The organism is Desulfocucumis palustris (assembly GCF_002933875.1).
GTDB classification, from domain to species: domain Bacteria; phylum Bacillota; class Desulfotomaculia; order Desulfotomaculales; family Desulfocucumaceae; genus Desulfocucumis; species Desulfocucumis palustris.
In genome coordinates this window covers 33646-59063 of the sequence record NZ_BFAV01000141.1, presented here as the reverse complement: position 1 = coordinate 59063, position 25418 = coordinate 33646, and the positions used below count along the sequence as shown (strand labels likewise).

Here is a 25418-nt window from a genome sequence, read left to right as displayed (position 1 = left end):
TTACATGTCCAAATTGGTACCGCCCCATGGTGGGAAACTTACTCCTGTTCTTGCTGCTGAAGCTCAGCGCCCGGAACTGCAAGCCAAGGCAAAGTCTCTGCCTGCTATCCGGATGAGCTCCCGGGAAACCTCCGACTTGCTTATGATCGGCATGGGCGCCTTCAGCCCCCTGACCGGATTCATGGGTAAAGCCGACTATGAGAGCGTAGTCAACACCAAGCACCTGGCCAACGGCCTGGCATGGCCCATTCCCATCACCCTTTCGGTGACCAAGGAGCAGGCTGCCGACCTGAAAGAAGGACAGCAAGTAGCCCTGGTGGACGACGAGACAGATACATACGTCGGTATTCTCACTGTTCAGGAGAAATACGAATACGACAAGACCAAGGAATGCAAAGAAGTATTCTTTACCGACGATATGGAACACCCCGGCGTGCAGAAGGTCATGTCCCAGCCCGAAGTTAACGTGGGCGGTTCCGTGGTAACCTTCAGCCAGATGGGTTATGCCACCAAATACGGCGCATATTATGCCACCCCGGCTCAAACCCGTGCTCTCTTTGATGAAAAGGGCTGGGCGACGGTTGCGGCTTTCCAGACCAGGAACCCGCTGCACCGCTCCCACGAATTCCTGTGCAAAATCGGCAACGAAGTATGCGACGGCCTGCTGATTCACCCCATCGTAGGCAAATTGAAGCCTGGCGACATTCCCGCTGAAACACGCCTCAAGTGCTATGAAATACTGCTGGACAACTACTTCAATGCCAAGTCCGCCGTTATGCGCGTATATCCCATGGAAATGCGCTATGCCGGACCCAGCGAAGGCATCCTGCACTCCATTTTCCGCCAGAACTTTGGTTGCAGCCATATTCTCATCGGCCGTGACCATGCCGGCGTAGGCAGCTACTATACCTCCTATCAGGCACAGGAACTGTTCGATCAGTTCAAGCCCGGCGAGCTGCTTTGCCAGCCTATTAAAGTTACCTCCGCTTTCTACTGCAACAAGTGCGAAGGCATGACCACCGAGAAGACTTGCCCGCACAGCCCCGAAGATCATCTGAACATCAGCGGCACCAAGCTGCGCGCCATGCTGGGAGCCGGAGAGCTTCCGCCCAGCAACTTCAGCCGTCCCGAAGTGCTGAAGGCTCTCATGGCGTACTACCAGAGCCTAAAGTAATTCATTCAAAAAATCATTTTCCTGATACGCATCCCCAAAAGGGGATACGTATCAGGGGTGTTATATAGCTTGAGCAGGGTTTAAGGTGAGGGGACACACCTTCCTGGGTTATCTAAAATCCTAAGGAATGTCTCCAGCTGATGCATTTGGCGTAAGCGCCATATTGTCAATTGTTTTTAGACCCAGGCCGCCGTGTGACAGACATAATAGATATACGGGCGGCTGCAGTCAATGTTGAGGAACCCGTTCAAGGAGGTGGTTTGTTTCCGGGGAGATGGATGGAGATCGCCTGTGGTAAGTTAGGTATTCAGTTGGTTTGTGTTCTGAGAGAAGGTTTAACAGCCACATCCCTTAAGGAGTGGCAAAAAACCTCAAGGCTGCGTGGCCTTGGCTTCTTGTAATTGCTGAAGCGGAATAAAATCCGCAACAAACCCTTTACTAAGTCTTTAAAATAGAAACAGGAGGTTGAATTATGCCAGCTTTTATAATTGCTGAAAAATGTGATGGTTGCAAGGGGCAAGATAAAACTGCATGCATGTACGCCTGCCCGAACGACCTGATGGTATTGGACAAGGAAATAATGAAGGCTTACAACCGTGACACCTGGGCTTGCTGGGAGTGCCTCTGCTGTGGTAAAGCCTGCCCGCAACAGGCCATCGACCTGCGGGGCTATGCCGACTTTGTTCCCCTGGGCGCCACCTGCACACCTCTGCGTGGTTCCGACAGCATTATGTGGACCATTAAGTTCCGTAACGGTTCGGTCAAGCGCTTCAAGTTCCCCATCCGGACAACTGAAGAAGGTTCCGCGGCTCCCGACGGCGGATTTGCAAATGAAGCCAAATTGGACAGCATTGAACTGTATACCGAACCTGCTTCCCTGGGAGCTGCTGTTTGGACCTATAAGAAGTAATTTTCTTGCTTTTAAAAGCAATTGACCAATCGAACAATTAACGGAGGAGGTTAATTTTAAATGCCGATGAACTTTGAAACCGTAGAAGTAACTACTGATTTTTTGATCGTTGGTGGCGGTATGGCGGCTTGCGGCGCAGCCGTTGAGGCAGCTTACTGGGGCAAGCAGCACGGAGTTAAGGTGACCCTGGTTGACAAAGCTTCCATGGTGCGTTCCGGTGCCGTGGGCATGGGTCTTTCCGCTATTAACCAATACATTGGTGTGACCAAAGGCACCAACACAGTTGAAGACTATATCAAGTATGTTAAATATGACCTGATGGGCATTGCCCGTGACGACCTTGTTGCCAACATCGCACGTCACGTTGACAGCTCCGTTCACCTGTTTGACAAGTGGGGCCTGCCTTTCTGGAAAGACGATGAAGGCGGTTATGTGAACGAGGGTCGCTGGCAGTTAATGATCAACGGTGAATCCTACAAGGTAGTTGTGGCTGAAGCTGCCAAGAACGCTCTGGGCATGGACAACATTTACGAGCGCGTATTCGTAATCGAGCCTCTGCTTGATGGCGACAGAATCGCCGGCTGCGTTGGCTTCAGCGTTCGCGAAAATAAATTCTATGTCTTCAAGGCAAAAGCCGTTCTGGCTGCCATGGGCGGCGCGGTAGGCGTATTCAAGCCCAAGTCCACTGGTGAAGGTATGGGCCGTTCCTGGTATCCTCCTTTCTCCACCGGTTCTTCCGCTTACTTTACCATCAAAGCCGGCGCTGAAATGACCTGCCAGGAAGTTCGCTTCGTTCCCGTTCGTTTCAAAGACGCTTACGGTCCGGTGGGCGCATGGTTCCTGCTCTTCAAATCCAGAGCAACCAACGCCATGGACGAAGAATATATGGCAACCCGCAGAAGCGAGCTGGCCAACTGGGGCAAATATGGCGCTGTGAAGCCCATTCCCGCCAACCTGCGTAACTATCTGGGCATGCTGGATCAGTTTGAAGGCAAAGGCCCGCTCTTCATGAGAACTGATGAAGCCATCGCCAACCTGGCCAAGAAATACGAAGGCGACGAGAAAGCCTTCAAGAAGAAAATGAAAGAACTGGAAGCCGAAGCTTGGGAAGACTTCCTTGACATGACCATTGCCCAGGCTCTGCTGTGGGCTGCCACCAACGTTGAGCCGGAAAAAGGATCTTCCGAAATTGCCGCAACCGAGCCGTATTTCATCGGATCACACTCCGGCGCTTCCGGCGCATGGGTATCCGGTCCCGAGGATCTGGCCGGCGGCACTGACTATTTCTGGGGCTATGCCAACATGACCACCATTAAGGGTCTGTTCGCAGCCGGTGACGCTTCCGGCGCATCCAGCCACAAGTTCTCCTCCGGTTCCCACGCTGAAGGCCGTATTGCTGCCAAGGCTGCCATCAAGTTCATCCTTGACAACAACACCCAGCCCAATGTGGACGCAGCCGTGGTTGAAGCTCTGAAGGCTGAAACCTACAAGCCTCTGGAAATTTTTGAAGCCAACAAGGGCTATACAACTACTCCGGAAGTTAACCCGAACTACATTCTGCCCAAAATGTTCATGTTCCGTCTGCAGAAGTTGATGGATGAATACGTTGGCGGCTTCTCCTCCAACTTCTCCACCAACACCAAATCCCTGAACCGTGCCATGGAACTGCTGACCTTCCTGCAGGAAGACTCCGACAAACTGGCCGCCAGGGATCTGCACGAACTGATGAGAGTTTGGGAAAACAAACACAGAATCATGCAGGCTGAATCGCACGTCCGGACAGTCCTGTTCCGTGAAGAAACCCGTTGGCCCGGCTACTACTTCAGGGCTGACTATCCGAAGATTGACGAAGAAAACTGGCTGTGCTTCGTAAATACCAAGTACGATCCCCAGACCAAGGAATGGTCGGTATTCAAGAAGCCTGTTCTGAACCTGTTCAACGTTGACTAATTGATCTGATTCCGTCAGCGGGACAGATCGATGGTTTCTTAGAATTTGCCTTCACGGCGCTAATGGGGCCCGTGGCCATCCATGGCCACGGGCCTCTTACGCCGGATAAATTTGCCAATGCATGCCGGGCCGGCGCATTTGCCGGGCCTGTGCGCTAATAGGGCGGAGTGTATAAGTAGTATTAAGGTATTTTGCAGGCGCCCTGGATAAGGTCGCCTATAGCTTTTTGCTGTAAATTTTTACATTATCAGGTTTTGCTGGTATCAATAAACAATCTCTATAACATCTAAATGAATGGAGATAATTGCATGGTAAACAATACTATTTTGGTAGTAGGTGGGGGAATAAGCGGCCTGACCACCGCCATCGAGGCGTCAGAGGTCGGCTGCGAGGTAATTCTAGTTGAAAAGAACGCCTACCTGGGCGGCAAAGTAACCCAGATAAATCAATATTTCCCCAAACTGTGTCCTCCCAATTGTGGCCTTGAGATCAATTTTAAAAGAATTAAAAATAATCCTAAAATAAAGTGTTACACCATGGCTGAAGTGGAGAACATCTCGGGCCAGGAAGGGGATTTTGATGTAACTATTAAAATCAATCCCCGTTATGTGAATGAAAACTGCACAGCCTGCGGCAAATGCGCCGAGGCCTGTCCGGTGGAAAGAAGCAATGATTTCAACTACGGCCTGGATAAAACCAAGGCCATATATTTGCCCCACGAATTTGCCTTCCCGGCCAAATACGTTATCGATCCCAAGGCCTGCGCCGGAAGCGGCTGCACCAAATGTGCGGATGTCTGCCAGTATGGCGCCATTGAGCCCGCCATGGAGGCAAAAACCGTTACTATTAAAGTGGGCAGCGTAGTATGGGCCACCGGCTGGAACCCTTACGACGCCAGCAAAATCAGCTGCTATGGTTTTGGCGTTTATCCCAACGTTATATCCAACGTTATGATGGAGCGGATGGCAGCTGTCAACGGCCCCACCAAGGGAAAAATTGTGCGTCCCTCAGACGGCAAGGAAATTAAAAATATTGCTTTTATCCAGTGTGCAGGCTCCAGAGATGAAAACCACATACATGCCTGCTCCTCCGTCTGCTGCATGGCCTCGCTGAAACAGGTTACCTATGTGCGGGAGCAGTATCCGGATGCGAAAATAGCCGTTTATTATATTGACATCCGCGCCAGGGGTAAGCACGAAGACTTCTACGTCAAGGTTCAGAATGAAATGAACGCGGTGTTTATCAAGGGTAAGGCCGGGGAGATTAAAGAAGATCCCGCCACCAACGACCTGATTGTTATTGCCGAGGACCAGATCAATCAAGTGCTGACCGAAGAGAAATACGACCTGGTGGTGCTGGCCACTGGAATGCAGCCGGCCACAGCCTTAAGCAAGGTTCCCGCCGCCATGTCCTATGATGAAGACGGTTTCCTGGCCTCTGACCCCGCATCACCCGGAATATACGGAGCCGGGTGCGTTTCCAAGCCGGCGGACGTTGCCGCAGCTGTTCAGGATGCTACTGCCGCAGCGCTCAGGGCTATTCAATCGGTGAGGAGGCGGAACAATGGCTAAGAAAACGGGAGTTTTTATCTGCAGCGGCTGCGGCATAGGTGAATCACTGGATGTCGACGCCCTGGTCAAAGTGGCTGCCAAGGAGTGCAAGGCGCCGGTATGTAAAACCAATGGATTTTTGTGCGGCAAGGAAGGCGTAGAGCTGATCAAACAGGATATAGCCGCGGGAGAGCTGGACTGCGTCCTGGTAGTGGGCTGCTCCAACAGGGTTAACTACGAGGCCTTTGACTTTGGGCCGTCGGTGGTGGTTGAAAGGGTTAACATCAGGGAGCAGGTGGCATGGAGCCAGCAGCCAAACGATGAAGACACCCAGGCCATGGCTGAGGATTATATCCGCATGTATATGGCCAAGGCGAAAACCGTGGAAGCTCCGGAACCCTATATTGCCGAAAATCTGTCCAAAACCATCATGGTGGTTGGCGGCGGCCTGGCGGGCATGACCGCGGCTATTGAAGCCGCTAAAGCCAATTATCAGGTGCTGCTGGTGGAAAAAGAGGCTGCCCTGGGCGGCTGGTTAAACAAAGTTTACAAGCTTGCCCCGGTTAAGGCTCCTCATACCGAACTGGAAGACACCAATCTGGAAGCCAGGATTGCGGAAATAAACGATAATCCAAACATTAAGGTATATACTTCCGCGGTAATTGAAAAGACCGCCGGAGGTCCGGGACTGTTTGATGTTACCATCAAGCAAAACGGCAATGAAATAATCGAACGGGCGGGGGCCATAGTGCTGGCCACCGGCGCGGTTCCCTATAATCCTGAAAAGCTGGGCCATCTCGGTTTCGGCATGTCACCCAATGTGATAACCCAGTCAATGTTCGAGGAAATCGCCAAGAAGGGAACCATTACCAGGCCCTCCGACGGCAAGGAAGTAAAGAAAATCGCTTTTATACAGTGCGCCGGCTCCAGGGACCAGGAGCATCTTCCTTATTGCTCCGCGGCCTGCTGCATCGAGTCCATTAAACAGTCCCTGTACCTGAAGGAGCAGGATCCCGAGGCTCAGGCTTACGTGTTCTACAAGGATATCCGCTCCTCCGGCCAGTACGAGCATTTCTACAAGAAGGCTCAGATGGCCGGCGTAATGTTCATCAAGGGAGATGTTACCGACGTTTCCGAGGGCGACGAGGGGACCCTGGTAATTGAGGCGGATGATTTGCTGATGGGCGATAAAACCATGGCCGATGAAATTGACCTGATAGTTCTGGCCAACGGCATGGTACCCACCACCGCCTTTGAAGAAGGCGTGTATATGGGGCTGGGGGCTGTGGCGGCAGTGACCGAGGGCGCCGGGGAAGCAGCCGCTTCATGCGACGCTCCGGCAGTGCCTCCCGCAACCATTATCAAATCCAACATTTTGAACCTGCAATACAGGCAGGGCCCTGAACTGCCGGATCTTAAATATGGTTTCCCGGATTCGCACTATATCTGCTTCCCTTATGAAACCAGGCGCACAGGCATTTACGCCGCCGGCAGCGTGAGAAGGCCAATGGATATGGGCCAGTCTGTGGGAGATGGTGTTGGAGCGGCTTTGAAGGCCATTCAGTGCGTGGAGCTTACCGAACAGGGGGCGGCGGTTCACCCCCGGGCATTGGATATTTCCTTCCCGGACTTCCAGCTCACCCGCTGCACCCAGTGCAAACGTTGCACCGATGAATGCCCCTTCGGCGCCATTAACGAGGATGAAAAGGGTAATCCCCTGATCAACCCCACCCGCTGCAGAAGGTGCAGCACCTGTATGGGTGCTTGCCCCGAAAGGATTATATCCTTCAAGAATTACTCGGTGCCTATGATCGGCAACATGCTGAAGGCCTTCGAGGTTCCGGAAGAGGACGAGGAAAAACCGAGAATACTCATTTTCGCTTGCGAAAACGATGCCATTCCGGCAATCGACATGGCTGGAATCAGCCGGTTGCAGCTTAATGCCTGGATAAGGATCATCCCGGTCAGGTGCCTTGGCTCACTGAGTCTGGTATGGATTAACGATGCCATGTCCAGAGGCGTTGACGGCGTTCTGCTGCTGGGCTGCAAGCACGGTGACGATTACCAGTGCCACTTCATGAAGGGCAGCGAACTGGCGGAAATCAGGCTGTCCAAGGTTTCTGAAACCCTCGACAGGCTGGGTCTGGAATCCGAACGGGTACAGGCCAGGACGGTAAGTATTATGGATTACGAAGTTATACCCAAAATGCTGGCCGAATTCATGGAGAAGATAGAAGAACTCGGACCCAACCCCATGAAGGGCTTCTAATAATTACAGCTGTTTATAAGGTGCCGGGACGTGCCAGGCATGAACCCGGCACCGGCAAAAATATAGAAAGGACGGCCATTTTGCGCCGTCCTAACTCCTTTGATTAAATTTTGAACCAATGTTTTTAAAGAGAGAAATGTTATATAAAATAATGAGGCCAAAGGAGATAAATGGATGGTAGATAACAAGATTTCCTCTGCGCCAATCAAATACGACAACACCTTTGCAAAGGAAATATACTCCCTGGAAAACGGCCATTACGTTAAAATGTGCATGCAATGCGGAATGTGCGCCGTTTCCTGCGCCACAAGGCAGATTATGGACTATTCTCCCCGCAGGCTTTTTAACCTGATAAGGGCCGGTAAGAAGGAAGAATTTATGCGGTCCAACACCATGTGGATGTGCACCACCTGCTGCATGTGCAAGGTGCGCTGTCCCAGGGGAATTCCATTGGTGGACGTCATGCACGATTTAAAAGCATTGGCCTTAAAGCAGGGTTATGTTGAATACCCGCAAGCTGCGTTTTATCAGGCCATGTGGGCGGAAGCCTTTGGCCGGGGCCGCGTTTTTGAAGGCGGCATAATGGCCCGTTTTTATCTTAAGCGGGGCTGGAATGAAATAAAAAAAGCCCTGGGCATGAAAGATCTGGGTATGGAAATGCTCAAGCACGGCCGGATGCCCATTGTCCCGCCGCGTAAAATAAAGGGCCTCAAATCACTGCAGCAGATAATACAGCGGGCGCAGTCCCTGCAAGAAAAGGAGGCCAAGTGATGCGCTATAGTGTATACCCTGGTTGTTCCCTGGAGGCTACTGCGCTTAGTTATATGAAATCCCTGGAGCCGGTTGCTGAAGCGCTTGGCATGCACCTGGAGGAAATTCCTGACTGGAACTGCTGCGGGGCCAGCGTGGCCTCCGGGGTGGTGGGTGATTTTGCCCAGCAGGTGATGACTGCCAGAAACCTCGCCCTGGCCGAGGAAAAGGGATTGGATATACTGGTGGCGTGCAGCTCCTGCTACATGAACATGGGACTTACCAACAAACGCTTTAAGGACGATGCCCATTTCGCCAAATTAGCCAATGAGGCGCTGGCGGTGGGGGGACTTAAATATAACGGCACACTCAGAGTGCGCCAGATAGTGGATGCATTGGTCAATGACATAGGGCTGGACAAAATAAAAGCCAGGGTAAAACGCCCGCTTACAGGTTTAAAAGTGGCCGGTTACGTCGGCTGCCAGACCGTCCGGGCGCTGCCCTGGGAATACGACGATCCTGAACGGCCGGTACTGCTGGACCAGCTGGTTGAAGCCCTGGGCGCCACCGCGGTACCCTTCCCCATGAAGGCGCGTTGCTGCGGCAGTTCCCATGCCATTGCCCAGACCGAGATAGTGCTGGACTGCAGCCGGGAAATACTGGAATCGGCCAGGTCCAACGGCGCAAGTATGATGGTAACTCCTTGTCCCATGTGTCAGCTTAATATTGACGCCTATCAGGGGATGATAAACAAGACCTATAATACCAACTATGCCATACCGACACTGTTTATCACACAGCTAATGGCCATAGCCTTCGATTTGCCCCCGGAAGCCTCGGCTTTAAAGTACTGCATTGTATCCCCCTATGAAGCCCTGGCACCCCTGGGAGTGGGCAAGTAGTTTAACAATATTTTGTTTTCTCAAAGCCACAATTATAGAGATTGTATTGCTTAGGCCTCCCTGGAGGTCCTTTTTTTTCTTTATATACCAAAAAGTCCCGAATTAACAAGCCCTTGCGCCTTTGACGCCGTTCTTGGCCGCCTAAAAAATAAACCGGCTCATGGCCGGGTTATTTTTTTTCCTCGCTGGTTATTCCCTCTTTAATTTTTTTGCTTATATCTTGCATTAATTCCTGGAATTTAGAGTTGCAATAGTGCGAAACCTTTACAGTGGGATTCATCAGGGCCAGTCTTTCCATGTCTTTAAGTTTCTTTTCTTCCTCTTCGGTTATTTCCATTCCCGTCAGTTTCTTTTTCTGATGCTCCACTTGAAGAACCTGAAGATTTTCAATCAGAGAACGCGCTTCCTGGTCGTGAAGCAATTTATATTCTGATTCTTTAAATCTTTTGTATTCTTCTGTTTGGGAAATGGTTTTTCCCAGTTCAACGCACATTTCAAAAGCCTTATCGATCGCGGACACCGTCTTCACCTCCCGTCACTATTTTCTCCAAAAACAATGTAAATCCTGCATATTAGTTATTGATAAATTCGGGAGGATGAATAAAATTCCAAACCGGCGGCAGGGATAAAACCCACACCGCCGATTAAAATGCGGCAAACATTATTTTTCCATAATATGGCCTATCTCTCCCACCAGGTCAATACCCCTCAGCAGTCCTATAACCAGACCGTTGCCGACTACGGGAAGCGCGTTGCGGTTGCTTTTGTAAAGCTGGTAGGCGGCCTCGCTAAGGCTGCAGCTCTCATTCAAAGTCGTTGTTATGGGCCGGATTATGTCCCGGACCGTTTTATCGGCAATTTCCAGGCACCTGCTGGTGAACAGCCCTCTTAAGAAAACCGGGCGCGTCCAAGCGGCCAGATTCCAGCCCCGGTACCACTGCTCGGGATTAATGTTGGGAGGCTCAATGGCGCTAAGCAGCTCCCTGGTTCCCACAATGCCGATAAGGGTTTTGTTTTCAAAGACCAGAAGGTGTGTCGCCGTCCGGTCGTTGGCCGAGGAGTTATTCAATATATAAACAGCGTTTTTTACAGTGGTGTCTGCTGATACTGTTGAGAAAAACTCCAGTGGTTTCATCAGGTCCTTGACTATTTTTTCCTGTTTAATTTGATTAACGCTTTCGCTTTGTTTTTGAGGCAGACCCATTAATTATCCCCCCCTATGGAAATTATCAGAAACTTTAATAATTGCTCATGCATAAAGTATGCCAAAAATAAAGCTTCTTATAATAAATCGCCGGCCGGCGGCAGGGGGGAGGCAAATCCAATGGAGAAGCCTGCCTCGATTATGTTATTTATTTAACATTCGGCAATGCATCGGGTTTGTGTATGTGAAATTATACATTAGTCTGAAAGTGCACAATTTACTGTTTGAGAATGATCAGTAACAAAGTTGGGCTTGCATTCCTTCTAAGGAGCCGGCTTATTTTTGCCCGGAAGCCGGTAAGCCGGAGGTGTCTTTTTTAGTCTTAATTATACTGTCCAGGGAATAAACCGGCGCATCCTCACAGGATACCAGCTCGCATATTTCATGAAAAACTTCCATGCTGCGGACAATTCCCAGCACCCTGCCGTCTTCCAGCACAGGGAGTAAAAAGGATTTTTGTTTGCCCATGCCGTAAACCGCTTTTATCAGCGCATCCTCGGGGCTAACCTGGAATTCAACTGCGGTCATTATATCCCTGACTTTTTTATCGAAGGCCTCATGGGCGCGATCTGTGAACAGGCCTTCCCAGAAGACCGGAACCGCCCAGGCAGTGTCGACGGTCCAGCCCCTGTAGGTTTTCCCTCTAAGGTATTGGGGCTCCACAGCTTTTAAAACATCATCCAGGCCAATAAAGCCCACAAGTATATTGTTGTCGTAGACCAGCAGTGTGGAGTGGCCGGTACATGGTTTGCCTTCCTCCGGACAAAAGGATCTTTTGATAAGAGTAACCGCTTCCTTAAGGCTGGCGTCCGCGGATATGGCCAGGTATTCCCCGGCGGATATCATTATATCCTTAATTCTTTTTTCCATGATAAAACCTCCTTTGAATTCCTGGATTAGCAAAAGCTCCTTATTTAATTGACAGTGCCCTAATAGCCGTCCAGCATCCTTTGAAGCTGTTTGATGCCCAGTGCCTTCAGTATTTTTTGCTGGGGCTCATAAGCCGGGGTAACGGATTTTATCTCCGAATTGTTCAACTGGTTAACAGTCACCTTGATATCTTCCAGCATAGCCAGGGCTTTTGAGGCGCTTATGGACATGCCGTTGCTGACTAAAATGCGCTCAAGGGTTTTTTCCACCAGGTAAGCCAGCATGAATATGAATACATGACCTTTGATCCTCTTTTCCCAGCTTTCCTCCGGAAACGGTTCATAGTTTTTAATCAGCTTTATTTCATTCCGGGCCTTTCTGTAATTCAGGTATGATTTGATTATCTCCTGGGAGGTTAATTCCATATTGTTTGTTTTCAGAATAAATTTGCCGGCGTATGATTTATCCCGCTCAATTATGTCACTCTTTTGCTCGTAGTCGAACTGAAAATTTTTCTCATCGTACCAGCAGTCAAAATAACGTTTACAATAGGTATTTTTTAAAATACCGCTGGCTTTGTAGAAATTTGCCCTGGCATTTGTGCCGAATTTTTCGGATACCCATTTTTTTATCTGCAACAATTCCTTTTCAATGGAACTCAATCTGTTGTCGATCCATTTCTTTTTAGCGTCGGCCTTTTGGGTATCAATACATATAATGTAACGGGTGTTTCTTATATTAATATCCTTGTATGCCATGTTGTCGCTTAGGTGGGTAAAGGTTTCCCCGGGAGCGCGCATTTCACCCTGAATCCGTTCCACCTCCCGGTTGAATCTGAGCTCAAGCCCGATAATATATTGATGTCCGTACGCTGTCAGGAGTTGTATATTTTCCTCGCCGATTATCGCCTGCTTGCCCACAAAAATAATATTTTTGGTGCGGTATGTCTCTTTAATGCCCTCCATTTTTTCTTTAAAACCGTCTTCCTCGTTCAAACTGACAGGATATATATGTCCGCCGATGGGTATCCCGTCCCGGGTCAATAGTATGCCTGCTTCAACAAGCTTTCTGTCCGGGGTTTCTAAAATAGACTCGCTGTCGCTGTCTGTCTTCTCGAAATATGCCCTGGTAAGGTTGCAGTAAACTGTTTCGGTGTTTAGCGGCAGCACTTTGTTAATGGCTTCGTAAAGATGGTTTTCCAGCATATCTTTATTGGATACAAGTAAATCCAGAGCTTCGTTGAACTGATCCACCGTTAATCTTTTTCCCTCCAGGTGGGGGAGATAGAGGCAGCGGTACCAGTCGGAAACAGCTTTTGAATTTCTTGGCTTAATGATCTGGTTCATAACCATTAATTCAACCAGCAAGGGAATGTCCTGGTTGTCGCCGTCCTGCATGGATTGGGATATGGCTTTGCTTACGCCAAGGAAATCCCAGACCTTGTTTATGGCGATTACCTCTCCAAATTCCAATACTTTTTTTGACTCTATTTCCTGTGCTATATCCTGGGAAAAGCCGCAAATCCTGTTCAGCCCCGTTATAAGACTTTGGACTTTTTCAGGGGTTAAATCTTCAATATTGCCCAGGTTGGCCACGACCCTTTGCTTTACTTTGTTTCCTTCCCGGTAGTTTTCTATTAATTTGACATAGGTGTATTCTTTTCCGTTACTTTTACTTGTCACTTTTCGAAAGAACATCTGAATCACCACCCTACCAACAGTTTATGAAACGGACAGGCCCGGGATTGTGACATTTAGAACATTCCCGCCAAAAATAATAGCCGGCTAATTCTGCGAAGGAACACCTCCTTTAAATTGGGGACATTATTCGGGGCGCCGTTTAAAAATAGATATTTTGATATGATTTTTTGGGCATTTATTTTTGTGCTCTTTCATAACCTTCGGTCCGTACCAATTGAGGATTTCCCCGCTCGGGTAATCATTCTTTTTGTTATTAACAATTATATTAGAACCCATGGAATTGTGCAATATTTCACAGTCCAAATAAATAAATTAAAAATTTTCAATTAATTCTACCAACCATTATTTCTGATATTCCCCCGGCATGGCGGGCAGGGTTTGAGCGGACCCGGAGCTCAACCCCCTGTCCCTGAAAAATAAAGCCCCGCCATTAAGCGGGGTCAGTCAAGCATTTTACGCAGGGCTCCTTTGAGCAGCTTGCCCGAGGTTGTTTTGGGGAGATTCTCCACAAACCTGATATATTTGGGGATTTTATACCTGGCCAGTTTATCCTTGCAGTATTCCTTCAGTTCCTCCGGATCTACCTTGTCGCCGTTTCTTAACAGTACAAAGGCCAGCACTTCTTCGCCCATTACAGGGTCCGGAACGCCAACCACGGCAACCTCAAAAACCTTTGGGTGCGTGTATAGAGCTTCTTCCACTTCCCTGGGATATATGTTCAGCCCGCCGCGTATAATCAGGTCTTTTTTTCTGTCAACTATGAAGAGATAGCCGTCCGTATCCTTATAGGCCAGGTCCCCGGTGTGGAACCAGCCGTTGCGCATTACCCACTGGGTTTCTTCCTCCCTGTTGAAATACCCCTTCATTACATTGGGGCCTTTAACAAGTATTTCACCTATTTCTCCCGGAGGCATTTCATGGTCTTCATAGTCAACTATTTTTACTTCCACGCCGGGAATGGGAAGCCCTATGGAACCCGGCTTCTTCAGTCCATGAACCGGATTTGAGGTTACCACCGGGGAGGTTTCGGTAAGACCATAGCCCTCGGTAATTTGGAAACCAAATTTTTTCTCAAAATTATTGAATATGTCTATAGAAAGTGCGGAGGACCCGGTATAGGCGATTTTCCAGCTCCCGGTATCATACTTTTCCGTATTCGGGTGGTTTACCAGCAAAGCGTACATGGTGGGAGGGCCGAAATAAAAAGTTATCTTTTCATCCTGGATTGCTTTCAAAAGCGCCTCCGGTCCCACCCAGCCGTCATGAACCACCATTGTCGCGCCTGAAACTATGGTGGCGTTCATGACGCATGTCTGCGCCGCGGCGTGAAACGCCGGCGCCACCAGCAGTGATCTGTCGTCCGGAGTAAAATTGTTTACCTGCACAAAGGTAAGGGCATTGGAGTACAGGTTATTTTGGGTAAGCATGGCGCCCTTGGGGCTGCCTGAATTGCCCGAGGTGTAAAGCAGTTCCACCACTTCGTCCCTTTGATATTCGGCGCCCGACCGGTATTCGGGCTCCCCCTGGTCCATAAGGGTGGTAAATGAATGAATGTTTTTCCCTTCCGGGAAGGAACGGATAATTATTATTCCCCGGTCTATTGGTGTTTCAGCAGAAAGTTTTGAAAATGACGGCAATAGTTTTTCGTCTGTAATTACCGCCGCCGGGGAGGAATCCCGCACTATTATCCCTATTTCATTAATGGTGTACTGGTTGTTGATGGGAACAACCACAGCACGTATGCGCATTATGGCGTAATAGGAAATTATAAACTCCGGGCAGTTACTTAGGGCTAAAATGACCCTGTCCCCGGGGAGTAGGCCCAGTTTTGTCAGACCGTTTGCCAGTTTATTTACCATGGTGTTTAAATGGGAATATGTAAGGCGCTGGTCATAATATATCAGGGCTTCGTGACCCGGAGACATCCGGCCGAGTTCGGCTAGCCTGAGGGACAGATTCATTAAAAAAACCTCCTTGTGCGCCTCGAACTGGTAAGGCTTGAAACCGGCTTAATGTCTGGGAGGCCGTTATGGCCTTGTATTCTTACAATAATTTTCTAGAACATTTAAATAAATTACTTTACCCATAAAAATTCTCCCCGTCAAGTAAAAATCCTTCTTTAGTAAGATATTAAGTATAACTATTGAAAACTAAAGTTTGACAGCAATTCTTGTTAAGAAATAAAATATTTTAACAGTTGTAATGAAACGGGAGGAATTGATATTTTATGGGCCAGGAAAAGGAAAAACAGTACTCGCCCCGGAAAATAAAACTGGGCCGGCTGCGGGTGGACCCAGTGTTTTTGCTGTTATTTTTATTTTTTACCATATCGGGGCTGATGATGTTATTATTCATTTCTGTTTTTAAATAATTTGTCACGGCCGGGGCAGGACGAACTTAAACGGATGACCACCGGCCAGCCTTTTGAAGCAGGCTTTTTTTACTTATTGCCACAATTTTCGGCTCAAGCCGGCCTTCCTGTCCGGCAAAGCGTTTTTTCCCCGCCGGATGGTAAATCCGGAGTATAAGGGATTGGTAAAAACCAATAATTCTTTTCATTGTGCCGGATTTTATGTCTGCGGAAACAAATCCCATTTTTTCAGTGGCCCGGTGAAGCATGGTCACACCTGCAATCACCTGTATATCTTTATATTTAGGTTCTTCGGACACAAATTTGGCCAGGGCCGGCAGGGAGCGGCGAAGTTCCCTTACGATTCGCACCGCAATTTTTTCCGGTTTTGTTTCGCCGGCCAGCAACTCTGCCACAATATCATTATTCAAATGTAATTCGCAAATCCGTCTACCCTGCCGCAGATATGTGCCGCAGGGCATTTTTATTTCCGGGCCGGTGTATTTTCTAACCGCCAGCCGGAAAAGAGTGGGGCGGCCGTTGACTGTGACCTGCTCCACCCCGGCCAGGCGCAAAACAATACTGTCCCAAAAACTCCACAGCCAGATCATAAGCCTTTTGCCCGGCGGTTTTGTTTGGATCATTTCTTTTAAGGGGGTTATTTGCAGCCCCTTAAGCTGTATTTGGTTAATAATCCCGGGCAGGGAGTCCAGCATTTTTTCAGGCGCCCCCGGGGCGGCCCCGGGTACCGTGTCGCTGTCGTGAAACACCAGAATCGCTCCTTCCTTTACCCGGCGCAATACAAAGCTTGCAATCTTATCCGGAGTGCAGCCCTTGCTCCAGTCCCAGCTCATGAACGACCACAAAACCAGTTTATGTTCTTTAAGCCTGGAAGGGGAAAAGGAGAAAAGTATAAATGAAAATATATTAAGCAAGCCCCAGGGCGGTCTAAACAATAAAGGGTGCTGATTGATGCTGTTTTTAATTGCGGAGGACGCGTGCTTTATTTCCCTGAGGGTGCCCACAGGCCCCAGCAGCCAGGGAAAGCGGTGTTTGAAACCGTGGCTGCCTATTTCATGGCCTTCGGAAATAATTCTTGTCATCAGTTCGGGGTGCCGGGAGGCTTTTTCGCCAAGCACAAAAAAGCAGGCCTTGATGTTATTTTCCTTTAATATATCCAGAACCCTGGGCGTATACCTGGGGTCCGGCCCGTCGTCAAAGGTTATGGATACCCTTCCCTTATTGGCCGGCCGCCAAATTGCCCCTAAATGGCAAAACCTTACCAGAACGGTGGGCAATACCGCGTAGATTACAAAAAACCACACTGAATATTTCATAATAGTTTCAGTCATAGGGTTCACTTCCACATGTTTTTATCTCCGCAGGTGCCAAACAGCCTTTCAACAGGATAAAAAAGGTAAAAAACAGACATGCCGGTTAAAAGCCCGGTGGTAATCAATATGGTAATGTCGATCCCCAGCCAGCGTCCCGCCATGCCGCCCAGGGCGGGACCAACCGCCACCCCCAGTCCCTCCACCGTGGCGAATACGCCCCAGCCCGTGGCCTGGCTCTCCGGCGGGATGGCTTTGGCCAGAAGGGAATTCCAGGCGGGGAGCACCGCGGCGTAGGCCATGCCCGTCAGTATCACCAGATAATATACATTACCTTTATTCCCCACCAGGGAAATCATGCCGATGGATGCGGCGGTAATTAAAAATCCTGCTCCGAGCACCGCCTTTAATCCTATTTTATCAGCAATTTTGCCCATGGGAATAAGTAATAAAACAGTGGCCGCACCACCTGCCGATAAAAGAAGGCCGTATTCGTCATGGTTCAATCCCAGTCTGGCTCTGGCAAAAACGGGCAGCACCGGGAGTAGAAGTCCTGCGGCCAGGGTCTGCAGGAACATTCCCGGCAGCAAAAATTTTATCACCGCCGGGTTTTGGGACATTTGCCGCATGGTTTTCAGAATCCCGCCGGCAAAGTCTTTTTCCGGCGTCCTTGCTTCCCGGCGGGCCGGGCGCAGGAACAACAGGGCGGTGAATAGGGCGGTGAAGAGGCTGAAAATTATTATATTAAAACTAACTTCATAACCAAGATACATTAAAAAATTGATTCCCACCATGCCGAAGCCTGTTCCCGCCAGCCAGGTTGAAAATACCATGCCTATCCTGAAGCTGCGGTCTGAAATATTTACCGGGGCCACTTCCGTGATTATTCCCGGCCAAAGGGGTGAAACCCCCAGCCCTAAAAGTCCTGAGCAGGCTACAATAACAAAGGGTGTCGGATGAAACCTGATGGCGGCCAGGGCTAAAAAGCCCAGGGTCATACCCGCCAGAATTACAGGCCTGCCCCGGCGGTCAAACTGCAATCCGGCAATGGATTTGCACAGGGTTTCCAGCAGGTAATGTGCCGACACCGCGAAGCCTGCTACGGTTACCCCCATTCCCAGGCCTTCCACCGTGTATAGGGGCAAAAATGTTAAAAAGAAGGCGCCCCGGGCAGTTTCGGTAAGGAAAAGGATTAACAGCAGGATGTAATTTTTGTAATTTATTGGATTGCGGTTATCTGTCAAAACAAAGTTCTCCTGGAAATTGTTATACAGCCCTGCGGATGGTGAGGGCGGCGAAATAGCGGGGTCAAGGCTATTATACAGTAAAGGCGGATATATGGGAAGTTGCCCCATGTCAGATGATGGCTGGACAGGCAATATTAAAGGTTTGTTCAGGCCCCTTGATTACTGTTATTATAAATAATGTCGAATGATGTCAATTAATAATTAATAGTGGGAGGAAGAGAATGAACAGGAAAAGGTGGTTGATTTTTTTTCTGCTTCCCGTGATCATGGTTTTCTATCCGGCGGAAACGGTGCCGGCCTCTGCTGCCGGCACCGAGATATTGGGATACGGGAGCCGGGGAGCCTCCGTGTCTGAATTGCAGCGCAAACTGAATCAGGCAGGATATTATCCCGAAGGCATTATATCAGGTTATTTTGGTTCCCTAACCCTGCAGGCCGTAACAAGAATGGAGCAAAAAAACGGGCTTACCGTGGATGGAAAAGTAGGCCCGGCGGACTGGGCGGTCCTGGAGAGTAAAAAAAGCGGGCTATCCAAAGTTGTGATGGGTTTTTATACGGAGGATTACCCCGGGGACAAGCTATCCTATGATTCTCTAAAAGCAAACGGCCAGTTAGTTGACCAGGTGGCTACTTTTGATTATCAGGTAAACAGCAGCGGCGGACTGGTGGGCAAAGTCAGCTCCGACGGATTGAAAATGGCCCAGAGTAAGGGCGCCAAAACAATTATGCTTATACATAATATTAACGGCGGCATTGACGGGGCTTCCGCTTATTCCGCCGTATCGAACAAAACCAGCAGAGGCAGGCTGATCGGCAATATAATGGACAGCGTGAATAAGTATGGTTTTGACGGCGTTAACATTGATCTGGAGGGTATACCGGAATACGGCAGGCAGAGTTTCAATGCTTTTTTGGGGGAGTTGGCAAAAAGCCTGGGGGATAAATTGCTTACCGTTTGCGTGCCGGCAAAGACATACGATAATCCCGGGGATCACTGGTCCGGGGCTTATGATTACAAGTATATCGGAAGTGTCGCGGATTACCTGGTGATTATGAGCTATGACGAGCACTGGTTCGGCGGTTCCGCCGGTCCGGTGGCCTCACTTCCCTGGGTGACAAAGGTTATGGATTATTCGGTTAAGGAGATTCCCGCAAATAAAATTTTAATGGGAATCGGGTGTTTCGGTTATGACTGGTCCGCCCCGGGTCAGGGGAAGGCGGTTACCTGGAGTTCCATGGCCGGCTTGATTAGCCGGTACGGCAATGTTCAGTGGGACAATTACAACAGTGTGCCGCACCAGGTGTACTGGAAGGATGGAAAACGGCATGATGTATGGTTCGAGAACAGTTACAGCCTGGCTATAAAACTGAATCTGGTGAATAACTATAATCTGGCGGGTATAGCTTTCTGGCGGATGGGATTCGAGGATCAGTCCTTCTGGAATACTGTTAAAGAAAAATTTGCCTGATTGTCTGGTTGATTATTGTGAAATAAACATATAAAGCAAGGCGCCCTGGCTTATGCAAAATCAGGGCGCCGCTGCCGCCTGACAACCGGCCACTGATTTGTCAGCCGGCGGTATTGGGAGTGCCGTCTCAGGTTCTTCTGGTTACGGCCAGCAGATATATTTCACCGGTTTTATTTGTGCCGCCGTTAAGCTTTTTTTCAATTTCCATCAGGTTTTGCAGCTGGATATCGTTTAATGAAGCCACTTCCATTCCTTCGGTATTAATGTTTACCATGGTGTTCCTCCTTTTTTGATTTTTTATTCCGTTAACAGCCTGTGGGATACATTTATATTTTAACCCGTTAAAAAAGTGTTGATGCTATGTAAATACCATGGCAAAAAATGTAATAGCTAAGTGGTTGATATTGATTTATCAGCCATATACTAATATAATAAAGCGTGATAACGGTAATCCTTATCATTTCCCGCCGGGGCTGCCCCTTAAGGAGCATTCCTTAACCAATCTGTTGAAAAATAAGGAGAGTTAGGCCGACCATTGACTCTTGACAGCGTAAAAAGGGGACAGAGGGTAAAAATACTGTCTATTCCCGACGATATGATAAGAACCCAGGCTATTCGCTTCGGTATAGCCGAAGGAGCGGTGGTTACCTGCCGGGAAATAGTCCCTGCCGGACCTGTGGTAATATCCCTGCACAATCAGGAAATAGCCATAGGAAGAAAGCTGGCCAAAAACATTATGGTTGAAGCTGTTGTTTCTTCACCGGAAAAGGCTTTGCCGGACAAAATTGAATAATGAAATGAGTCAAATAAAGGGAGATGTGTCCCCTTTTCTTAATTGCCTGTTTATTCCCCACCTGCAAGGCCGGGGTCTCACAGGCTGTTGGCGAGATAAAGGTGGATTCTTTTGCTTTAACCGGTGCCATAAACGGATTCGTTTTACAGCGTAAATTTAATGCAATCTTAGTCAGGCCCGTATAAACGGGTTAATTTTATGCTATTTTATTCTATTTCATCCCTTCAGCAGGGAAAGGGGTTCTTGTATTGGAGTGCCGGGATTTGGGCAAAAAAGCGGGGTTTGTTGAAGGTGCCCGCTATATGGTGCTGGCCGGTAATCCCAATGTGGGCAAATCGGCTCTTTTTAATGCTTTAACCGGATTGTACGCGGATGTCAGTAATTTTCCCGGCACCACGGTAAACATGTGCCATGGACGTCTGGGCAAAGACATAATAATCGACACACCGGGAATTTACGGTATATCTTCCTTTACCGCGGAGGAAGAACTGGCCGCGGGTCTGATTTTGTCTTCCCACCTTGTAATAAATGTGATAGACGCGGCCCATCTGGAAAGAGATCTTTTTTTAACCCTGCACCTTATCGACTGCGGGGTCCCCATGCTTATCGCCCTGAACATGGTGGACGAGGCGGATCTCTGCGGTTTGCCCGTGGACCACGGGCTGCTGGAGGACCTTCTGGGCGTGCCCGTGGTACCAACGGTGGCGGTGGAGAAGAAAGGTATAATCCAACTGGTGGAGCGTTTGCCGGAAGCCCGTCCGGGAAAGATTGAAGAGCTTTTGAAAAAACGCCTGGAACGGCTAGCCGGGCTATATGATATAAGCCGGGGAGAAGCGCTGCTTTTGCTTGAGGGTGACTTGCCGGTTGCTGAAAAGCTGGGTGTTGTTCCGGGGATGGAGCGCCATGATTTGTATCGCCACAGGCGTGAAAGGGCGAACATGATAGCGGCCTCCGTGATCCGGGAAGAAACCAGGGTTGATAATCTCGCCTCATTGCTGGGCAGACTGACCATCAGGCCGTTAACCGGCATCCCAATATTACTGGTGGTGCTGGGGGCAATATATCTGCTGGTGGGCGTGTTCTTCGCCCAAACGGTGGTTCAATTCACCGAGGGAATTATTATGCAGGGTTATTATGAGCCGCTGGTTAAAAAGTTGCTGTCCGGTTATATTGATCCGGCGTCTCCTCTGGGAGTGATTTTATCGGGTCAATTCGGGCTGCTTACAATGTCCGTGACCTATCTGTTCGGACTTCTTGCTCCCCTGGTGCTGGGGTTCTTTCTGGTTATTTCCACCCTTGAAGATACCGGTTACCTGCCGCGTATCGCCATTCTGGTGGACCGGTCCGTGTCTCCCCTGGGTCTGAACGGGCTGGCCGTCATACCTATAATACTTGGTTTCGGCTGCGTAACCATGGCTTCTATCACCACCAGATTGCTGCATAGCGACAGGGAGCGGTTAATAGCAATATTCCTCCTGGCCCTGGCGGTGCCCTGTTCGGCGCAGCTTGCCCTTGTAACCGCGGTGCTGGCGGGACTGGGTCCTTATTATCTGATACTTTTTATATTAATTATTCTGAGTGTCATGGTGGCGGCGGGAACCGTATTAAGCCGCTTTTTACCGGGGCATTCCACGCCGTTGCTGGTGGATTTGCCGCCCTTGCGGCTGCCCAGGTTGAAAAATGTTTTAACCAAGGCGTTAATACGTTCCTGGGATTTTATAAAGGAAGCTTTTCCTATTTTTCTGGGAGGGGCGTTATTTTTAAGCCTTCTAAAAGTAACCGGACTTTTGTACTTACTGCAAACGCTTATGGAACCGCTTACCGTGGGCTGGCTTGATCTTCCCCGGGAGTCGGCCTATGCCTTTATAATGGGGTTTATTAGAAGAGATTTCGGCACCGCCGGCCTCTTGAGCTTACCCCTGCAGCCGGAGCAGCAGTTTGTGGCCCTGGTGACACTTACCCTTTTTGTTCCCTGTATAGCCTCGGTGATGGTAATATTTAAAGAACGGGGCTGGAGACAGGCGATTATCATATGGCCGGTTATATTGGTCATAGCATTTATTGTGGGCGGCACGGTGGCCAGGCTGTTTGACTTGCTGGGCGGAATACCCGGAGTAAACAAGCCCGTGGTTTTAATCGGCTTGTTATTGCTCTTGCTGGCCGGGCTCCTGGTTTTAAAAGGCAGGGAGAGGCCGGTATAAAGGGCTGTGTGTCTTGGAACAGTATTAAAAATATGCTAAAATTTTAGAAATCATAAAATATTGGACGGAAAAACGGGTGAAGTAATGCTGACCAGGAAAATATTATATGGAGTACTGTTTACTTTTTTGACGGTTTTATACTTTCCTGCCGCTGTACAGGCCCAGCCGGAAATAACGGCGGAGGCCGGCTTGGTCATGGATATGCGCAACGGACAGGTATTGTTTGCCAAAAATGCAGACGAGCCCAGAATGTACCCGGCCAGCACCACTAAAATACTTACCAGCCTTATCGCCATTAAAAACTGTTCCCTGGATGAGTGGGTCACCATATCTGATGATGCCGTGTTGCCGGGGGGGTCCGCGGTGGGCCTGCAGCCCGGGGAGAAGCTGACCGTGCGGGATTTGCTGTATGCCGTGATGCTGTCCTCGGCCAATGACGGGGCCGCGGCCCTGGCGGAACACGTGGCCGGCTCGGTGGATGATTTTGCCGTGCTTATGAACAAGGAGGCCCGCAACCTGGGAGCTGAACACAGTAATTTCAAAAATCCGCACGGCCTGCCTGATCCCGAACACTATACCACCCCCCGGGACCTGGCGATCATTGCCAGGGCGGCCATGCAGAACCCGACTTTCAGAAAAATAGTCGGCACCTATCACCAGCGCATTGAAAGGAATTTGCCGCATCCTGTGAACGGAATTCCCCAGGTGGACTTTGTAAACCACAACCGGATGATCTGGCCCAACTCAATGTTCAGCTATGAAGGGGCTACCGGGGTGAAGACAGGTTACACCGTTGATGCCGGGCAGTGCATTGTGGTTTCAGCCCGCCGGGGTGAGCGGGAAATGCTGGCCGTGGTCCTAAAAAGCCAGGGCTACAATATTTACAGTGACGCCAAGGCCTTGCTGGATTACGGTTTTACCGCGTATTCCCCGGTGGAACTGGTAAAATCAGGCGTTAAAGTGGACTCGGTGGAAGTTGGCGGGGGCCAGGAAAAAAGTGTAACCGCCATAGCGGGAAGATCCTTTTATTACAATTTTCCTGTGGGCGCCAATATTGATGTGACCAGAAAAATTGAGAAAAGTGACCGTGAAAGGGCCCCGGTTTACAGGGAGGATAAAGTTGGTTCCCTGGTTTTTTATGAAGCCGGCAAGGAAATAGGAAGAGTTAATCTTCTTGCTTACAGCACCGTTGAAGCCCGTTCCTTTTTCAGCTGGTGGTATGTTCCCCTGGCCCTGGCGGTAATTGCCCTGGCATTTGTTGCGCTGCGTATTAAAATTGCCCTTGGCCGGCGCAGAATTGTAAGGCGTTCCAGGACCAGTGGGGCAATTCGCTAAATAATGGGCATTATCTCAATTGACAGATATTTTCCCCCCCAGTATACTTATTCTACAAAGGTGTTCCAGGGGTGACAATATGAAGAGAGTTATTGCCGATGTTGAGGAGAAGCTAAGAGCCGGGGAATATAAGCTGACTTCCCGGAGGGAGCATATTCTCAGGGTGCTGCTGGAGAATAAAGACAAGCATCTTAGCGCGGAAGAGGTATATAATCTGGTGAAGAAAAGGGCTCCGGATGTTGGCTTGGCGACGGTATACAGGACCCTGGAGCTTTTTCTGCTTTTTGACATAATTCACAGCATAGACTTTGGCGACGGCCGGAAGAGATACGAATTCTGCAGTTCGGGCACCGACGGCCATCACCACCATCATTTAATCTGCACCCGCTGCGGTAAGATAATAGAAGTGAATGAAGATTTGTTGGAGGACCTGGAAACCAGGGTTAGTAAGGAACATGATTTTAAAATTGAAAATCACCAGCTGAAAATATTTGGCACGTGCAGGGAATGCACGGAAAAGATAAACAAATAAACCGGGTCTGACCCGGTTTTTTTTGTCCCGGGGAAATGTAACAATTTATAATAAATTCTTAATAGCCATTTAATATATGTTTATATATTCGTTATATTCAAATGTTATAATTAGCTCCAATAAATGCAAAATTGCTTATTTTACCGCGTTGTCGCTGAATATAAAAAGATTTTCAGCTTTTTTCCCATATGGTATTTACCGGTTGTTTTTGTTATCATCAGATTAGTTAAAAGTCTCGTTGAATCAGGGCCGGACATGTGATAATATTTATGTTGTTCCATCAATTAGTATATATGTTAAGAAATGGTGGTGACTGCGATGGTTGATAAAACATATCTTCCCGGAAGCTACAATGAAGATGTTATGACATTGATGGTTCAAGGCCCGGATACTGTTTTTGTTTACTGGGAGCTGTCGGACAGCCACTGGGCAACGGTTAACAAAAAGGGAAAAGCCGTTTTGAGGCTGTACCGTTTTTCCGGCCGGGATGCCGCTGCGGGCCAGCAGTCCCCGGTGGAAGAAATACAGCTGCCTCCATTCAATACTAACTGGTATTTTAGCGGGGTCGGCTCTGACCAGGACTATTACTGCGAAGTGGGTTTCCTGCGAAATGACGGTGAGTTTTTACCGGTTCTCCGCTCCAACCCCGTGCATACTCCTGCTTTACCGGTAACCAGGTTTGAACTTGCCGCCAAAACCAAAATAACAGCCAACGCCTTCCAGAAATCTTTCTCAAAAAGGCAGCAGCCTTCACTTAAAAAGGAAGCATTTGTAATGACGGTGAAGGAAGTACTGTCGACCATGCCATTTTACGCGGGTATTTCCATCTAGTTGTGTTTTTTGCAATGTAACCGGAGATTAAATAGACTTATTCAAGAGGA

At 49.0% G+C, this 25418-nt stretch carries 22 protein-coding genes; 14 read left to right on the top strand and 8 right to left on the bottom strand.

Annotated features, from left to right (window positions below; all coding sequences use genetic code 11):
- The first annotated feature begins 4 nt into the window (after positions 1–4).
- From sat to DCCM_RS12560, 7 genes are all read left to right on the top strand, one after another.
- Positions 5–1174, top strand: a complete 1170-nt coding sequence (gene sat, locus DCCM_RS12590) for a sulfate adenylyltransferase (protein WP_104372745.1) — start codon at positions 5–7, stop codon at positions 1172–1174.
- Between the two features lie 472 nt (positions 1175–1646).
- Positions 1647–2084 (top strand): adenylyl-sulfate reductase subunit beta, encoded by a 438-nt coding sequence (aprB, locus tag DCCM_RS12585; protein ID WP_104372744.1) that lies wholly within the window; start codon positions 1647–1649, stop codon positions 2082–2084.
- A 60-nt stretch (positions 2085–2144) separates the two neighbouring features.
- Positions 2145–4034, top strand: a complete 1890-nt coding sequence (gene aprA, locus DCCM_RS12580) for an adenylyl-sulfate reductase subunit alpha (protein ID WP_104372743.1) — start codon at positions 2145–2147, stop codon at positions 4032–4034.
- Between the two features lie 308 nt (positions 4035–4342).
- The gene (locus DCCM_RS12575) at positions 4343–5605 is read left to right on the top strand and encodes a CoB--CoM heterodisulfide reductase iron-sulfur subunit A family protein (RefSeq protein WP_104372742.1); all 1263 of its coding nucleotides are present in this window, start codon (positions 4343–4345) and stop codon (positions 5603–5605) included.
- On the top strand, positions 5598–7853 hold the full coding sequence (locus DCCM_RS12570) for a hydrogenase iron-sulfur subunit (protein WP_104372741.1): 2256 nt from the start codon (positions 5598–5600) through the stop codon (positions 7851–7853). The genes DCCM_RS12575 and DCCM_RS12570 overlap by 8 nt, the downstream gene beginning before the upstream one ends.
- Before the next feature lie 174 nt (positions 7854–8027).
- The gene (locus DCCM_RS12565) at positions 8028–8624 is read left to right on the top strand and encodes a 4Fe-4S dicluster domain-containing protein (RefSeq protein WP_104372740.1); all 597 of its coding nucleotides are present in this window, start codon (positions 8028–8030) and stop codon (positions 8622–8624) included.
- Complete coding sequence (locus tag DCCM_RS12560) at positions 8624–9505, top strand: CoB--CoM heterodisulfide reductase iron-sulfur subunit B family protein (protein ID WP_104372739.1); 882 nt, start codon at positions 8624–8626, stop codon at positions 9503–9505. Before DCCM_RS12565 ends, DCCM_RS12560 begins: the two co-directional genes overlap by 1 nt.
- 169 nt (positions 9506–9674) lie before the next feature.
- Here DCCM_RS12560 and DCCM_RS12555 read toward each other — a convergent pair whose 3' ends face one another.
- The 5 genes from DCCM_RS12555 to DCCM_RS12530 all read right to left on the bottom strand — a co-directional run bounded on the left by DCCM_RS12555 (position 9675) and on the right by DCCM_RS12530 (position 15240).
- Entirely contained in the window at positions 9675–10025 is a 351-nt protein-coding gene (locus DCCM_RS12555; protein WP_104372738.1) for a YlbF/YmcA family competence regulator, read from the bottom strand.
- A gap of 141 nt (positions 10026–10166) precedes the next feature.
- On the bottom strand, positions 10167–10709 hold the full coding sequence (locus DCCM_RS12550) for a CBS domain-containing protein (RefSeq protein ID WP_104372737.1): 543 nt from the start codon (positions 10707–10709) through the stop codon (positions 10167–10169).
- A 276-nt stretch (positions 10710–10985) separates the two neighbouring features.
- Positions 10986–11579, bottom strand: a complete 594-nt coding sequence (locus tag DCCM_RS12545; RefSeq protein WP_104372736.1) for a CBS domain-containing protein — start codon at positions 11577–11579, stop codon at positions 10986–10988.
- Between the two features lie 59 nt (positions 11580–11638).
- Positions 11639–13276, bottom strand: coding sequence for an IS1634 family transposase (locus DCCM_RS12540; RefSeq protein WP_104372735.1), 1638 nt, complete (start codon positions 13274–13276; stop codon positions 11639–11641).
- Between the two features lie 443 nt (positions 13277–13719).
- A complete protein-coding gene (locus tag DCCM_RS12530; protein WP_104372733.1) occupies positions 13720–15240 on the bottom strand; it encodes a class I adenylate-forming enzyme family protein in 1521 nt (506 codons plus the stop codon).
- Between the two features lie 266 nt (positions 15241–15506).
- Between DCCM_RS12530 and DCCM_RS18680 the strand changes: the two genes are divergently transcribed.
- Positions 15507–15650: a hypothetical protein gene (locus DCCM_RS18680; RefSeq protein WP_165792144.1), complete on the top strand. Its 144-nt coding sequence runs from the start codon at positions 15507–15509 to the stop codon at positions 15648–15650.
- A gap of 26 nt (positions 15651–15676) precedes the next feature.
- Here DCCM_RS18680 and DCCM_RS12525 read toward each other — a convergent pair whose 3' ends face one another.
- Together DCCM_RS12525 and DCCM_RS12520 are read right to left on the bottom strand one after the other, a co-directional pair.
- On the bottom strand, positions 15677–16981 hold the full coding sequence (locus DCCM_RS12525) for a polysaccharide deacetylase family protein (protein WP_104372732.1): 1305 nt from the start codon (positions 16979–16981) through the stop codon (positions 15677–15679).
- Between the two features lie 5 nt (positions 16982–16986).
- Positions 16987–18204: an MFS transporter gene (locus DCCM_RS12520; RefSeq protein ID WP_231702763.1), complete on the bottom strand. Its 1218-nt coding sequence runs from the start codon at positions 18202–18204 to the stop codon at positions 16987–16989.
- A 224-nt stretch (positions 18205–18428) separates the two neighbouring features.
- Here DCCM_RS12520 and DCCM_RS12515 point away from each other — a divergent pair, with 224 nt between their 5' ends.
- Entirely contained in the window at positions 18429–19676 is a 1248-nt protein-coding gene (locus DCCM_RS12515; RefSeq protein ID WP_104372730.1) for a glycosyl hydrolase family 18 protein, read from the top strand.
- Between the two features lie 127 nt (positions 19677–19803).
- On the opposite strand, the gene DCCM_RS18675 is transcribed toward DCCM_RS12515, so the two are convergent.
- Positions 19804–19950, bottom strand: coding sequence for a hypothetical protein (locus DCCM_RS18675; RefSeq protein ID WP_165792143.1), 147 nt, complete (start codon positions 19948–19950; stop codon positions 19804–19806).
- Positions 19951–20211: 261 nt separating this feature from the next.
- On the opposite strand from DCCM_RS18675, the gene DCCM_RS12510 reads away from it, so the two are divergent.
- The 5 genes from DCCM_RS12510 (at position 20212) to DCCM_RS12490 (ending at position 25368) form a co-directional block, all read left to right on the top strand.
- Positions 20212–20469 carry a FeoA family protein gene (locus DCCM_RS12510; protein ID WP_104372729.1) on the top strand — a complete coding sequence of 86 codons (258 nt, stop codon included), beginning with the start codon at positions 20212–20214 and terminating at the stop codon, positions 20467–20469.
- Positions 20470–20732: 263 nt separating this feature from the next.
- On the top strand, positions 20733–22670 hold the full coding sequence (feoB, locus tag DCCM_RS12505) for a ferrous iron transport protein B (RefSeq protein ID WP_307718815.1): 1938 nt from the start codon (positions 20733–20735) through the stop codon (positions 22668–22670).
- Positions 22671–22730: 60 nt separating this feature from the next.
- The gene (locus DCCM_RS12500; RefSeq protein ID WP_104372728.1) at positions 22731–24005 is read left to right on the top strand and encodes a D-alanyl-D-alanine carboxypeptidase family protein; all 1275 of its coding nucleotides are present in this window, start codon (positions 22731–22733) and stop codon (positions 24003–24005) included.
- 79 nt (positions 24006–24084) lie between these two features.
- The gene (locus tag DCCM_RS12495; RefSeq protein WP_104372727.1) at positions 24085–24537 is read left to right on the top strand and encodes a Fur family transcriptional regulator; all 453 of its coding nucleotides are present in this window, start codon (positions 24085–24087) and stop codon (positions 24535–24537) included.
- Positions 24538–24855: 318 nt separating this feature from the next.
- On the top strand, positions 24856–25368 hold the full coding sequence (locus tag DCCM_RS12490) for a DUF4912 domain-containing protein (protein ID WP_165792142.1): 513 nt from the start codon (positions 24856–24858) through the stop codon (positions 25366–25368).
- Positions 25369–25418: the final 50 nt, after the last annotated feature.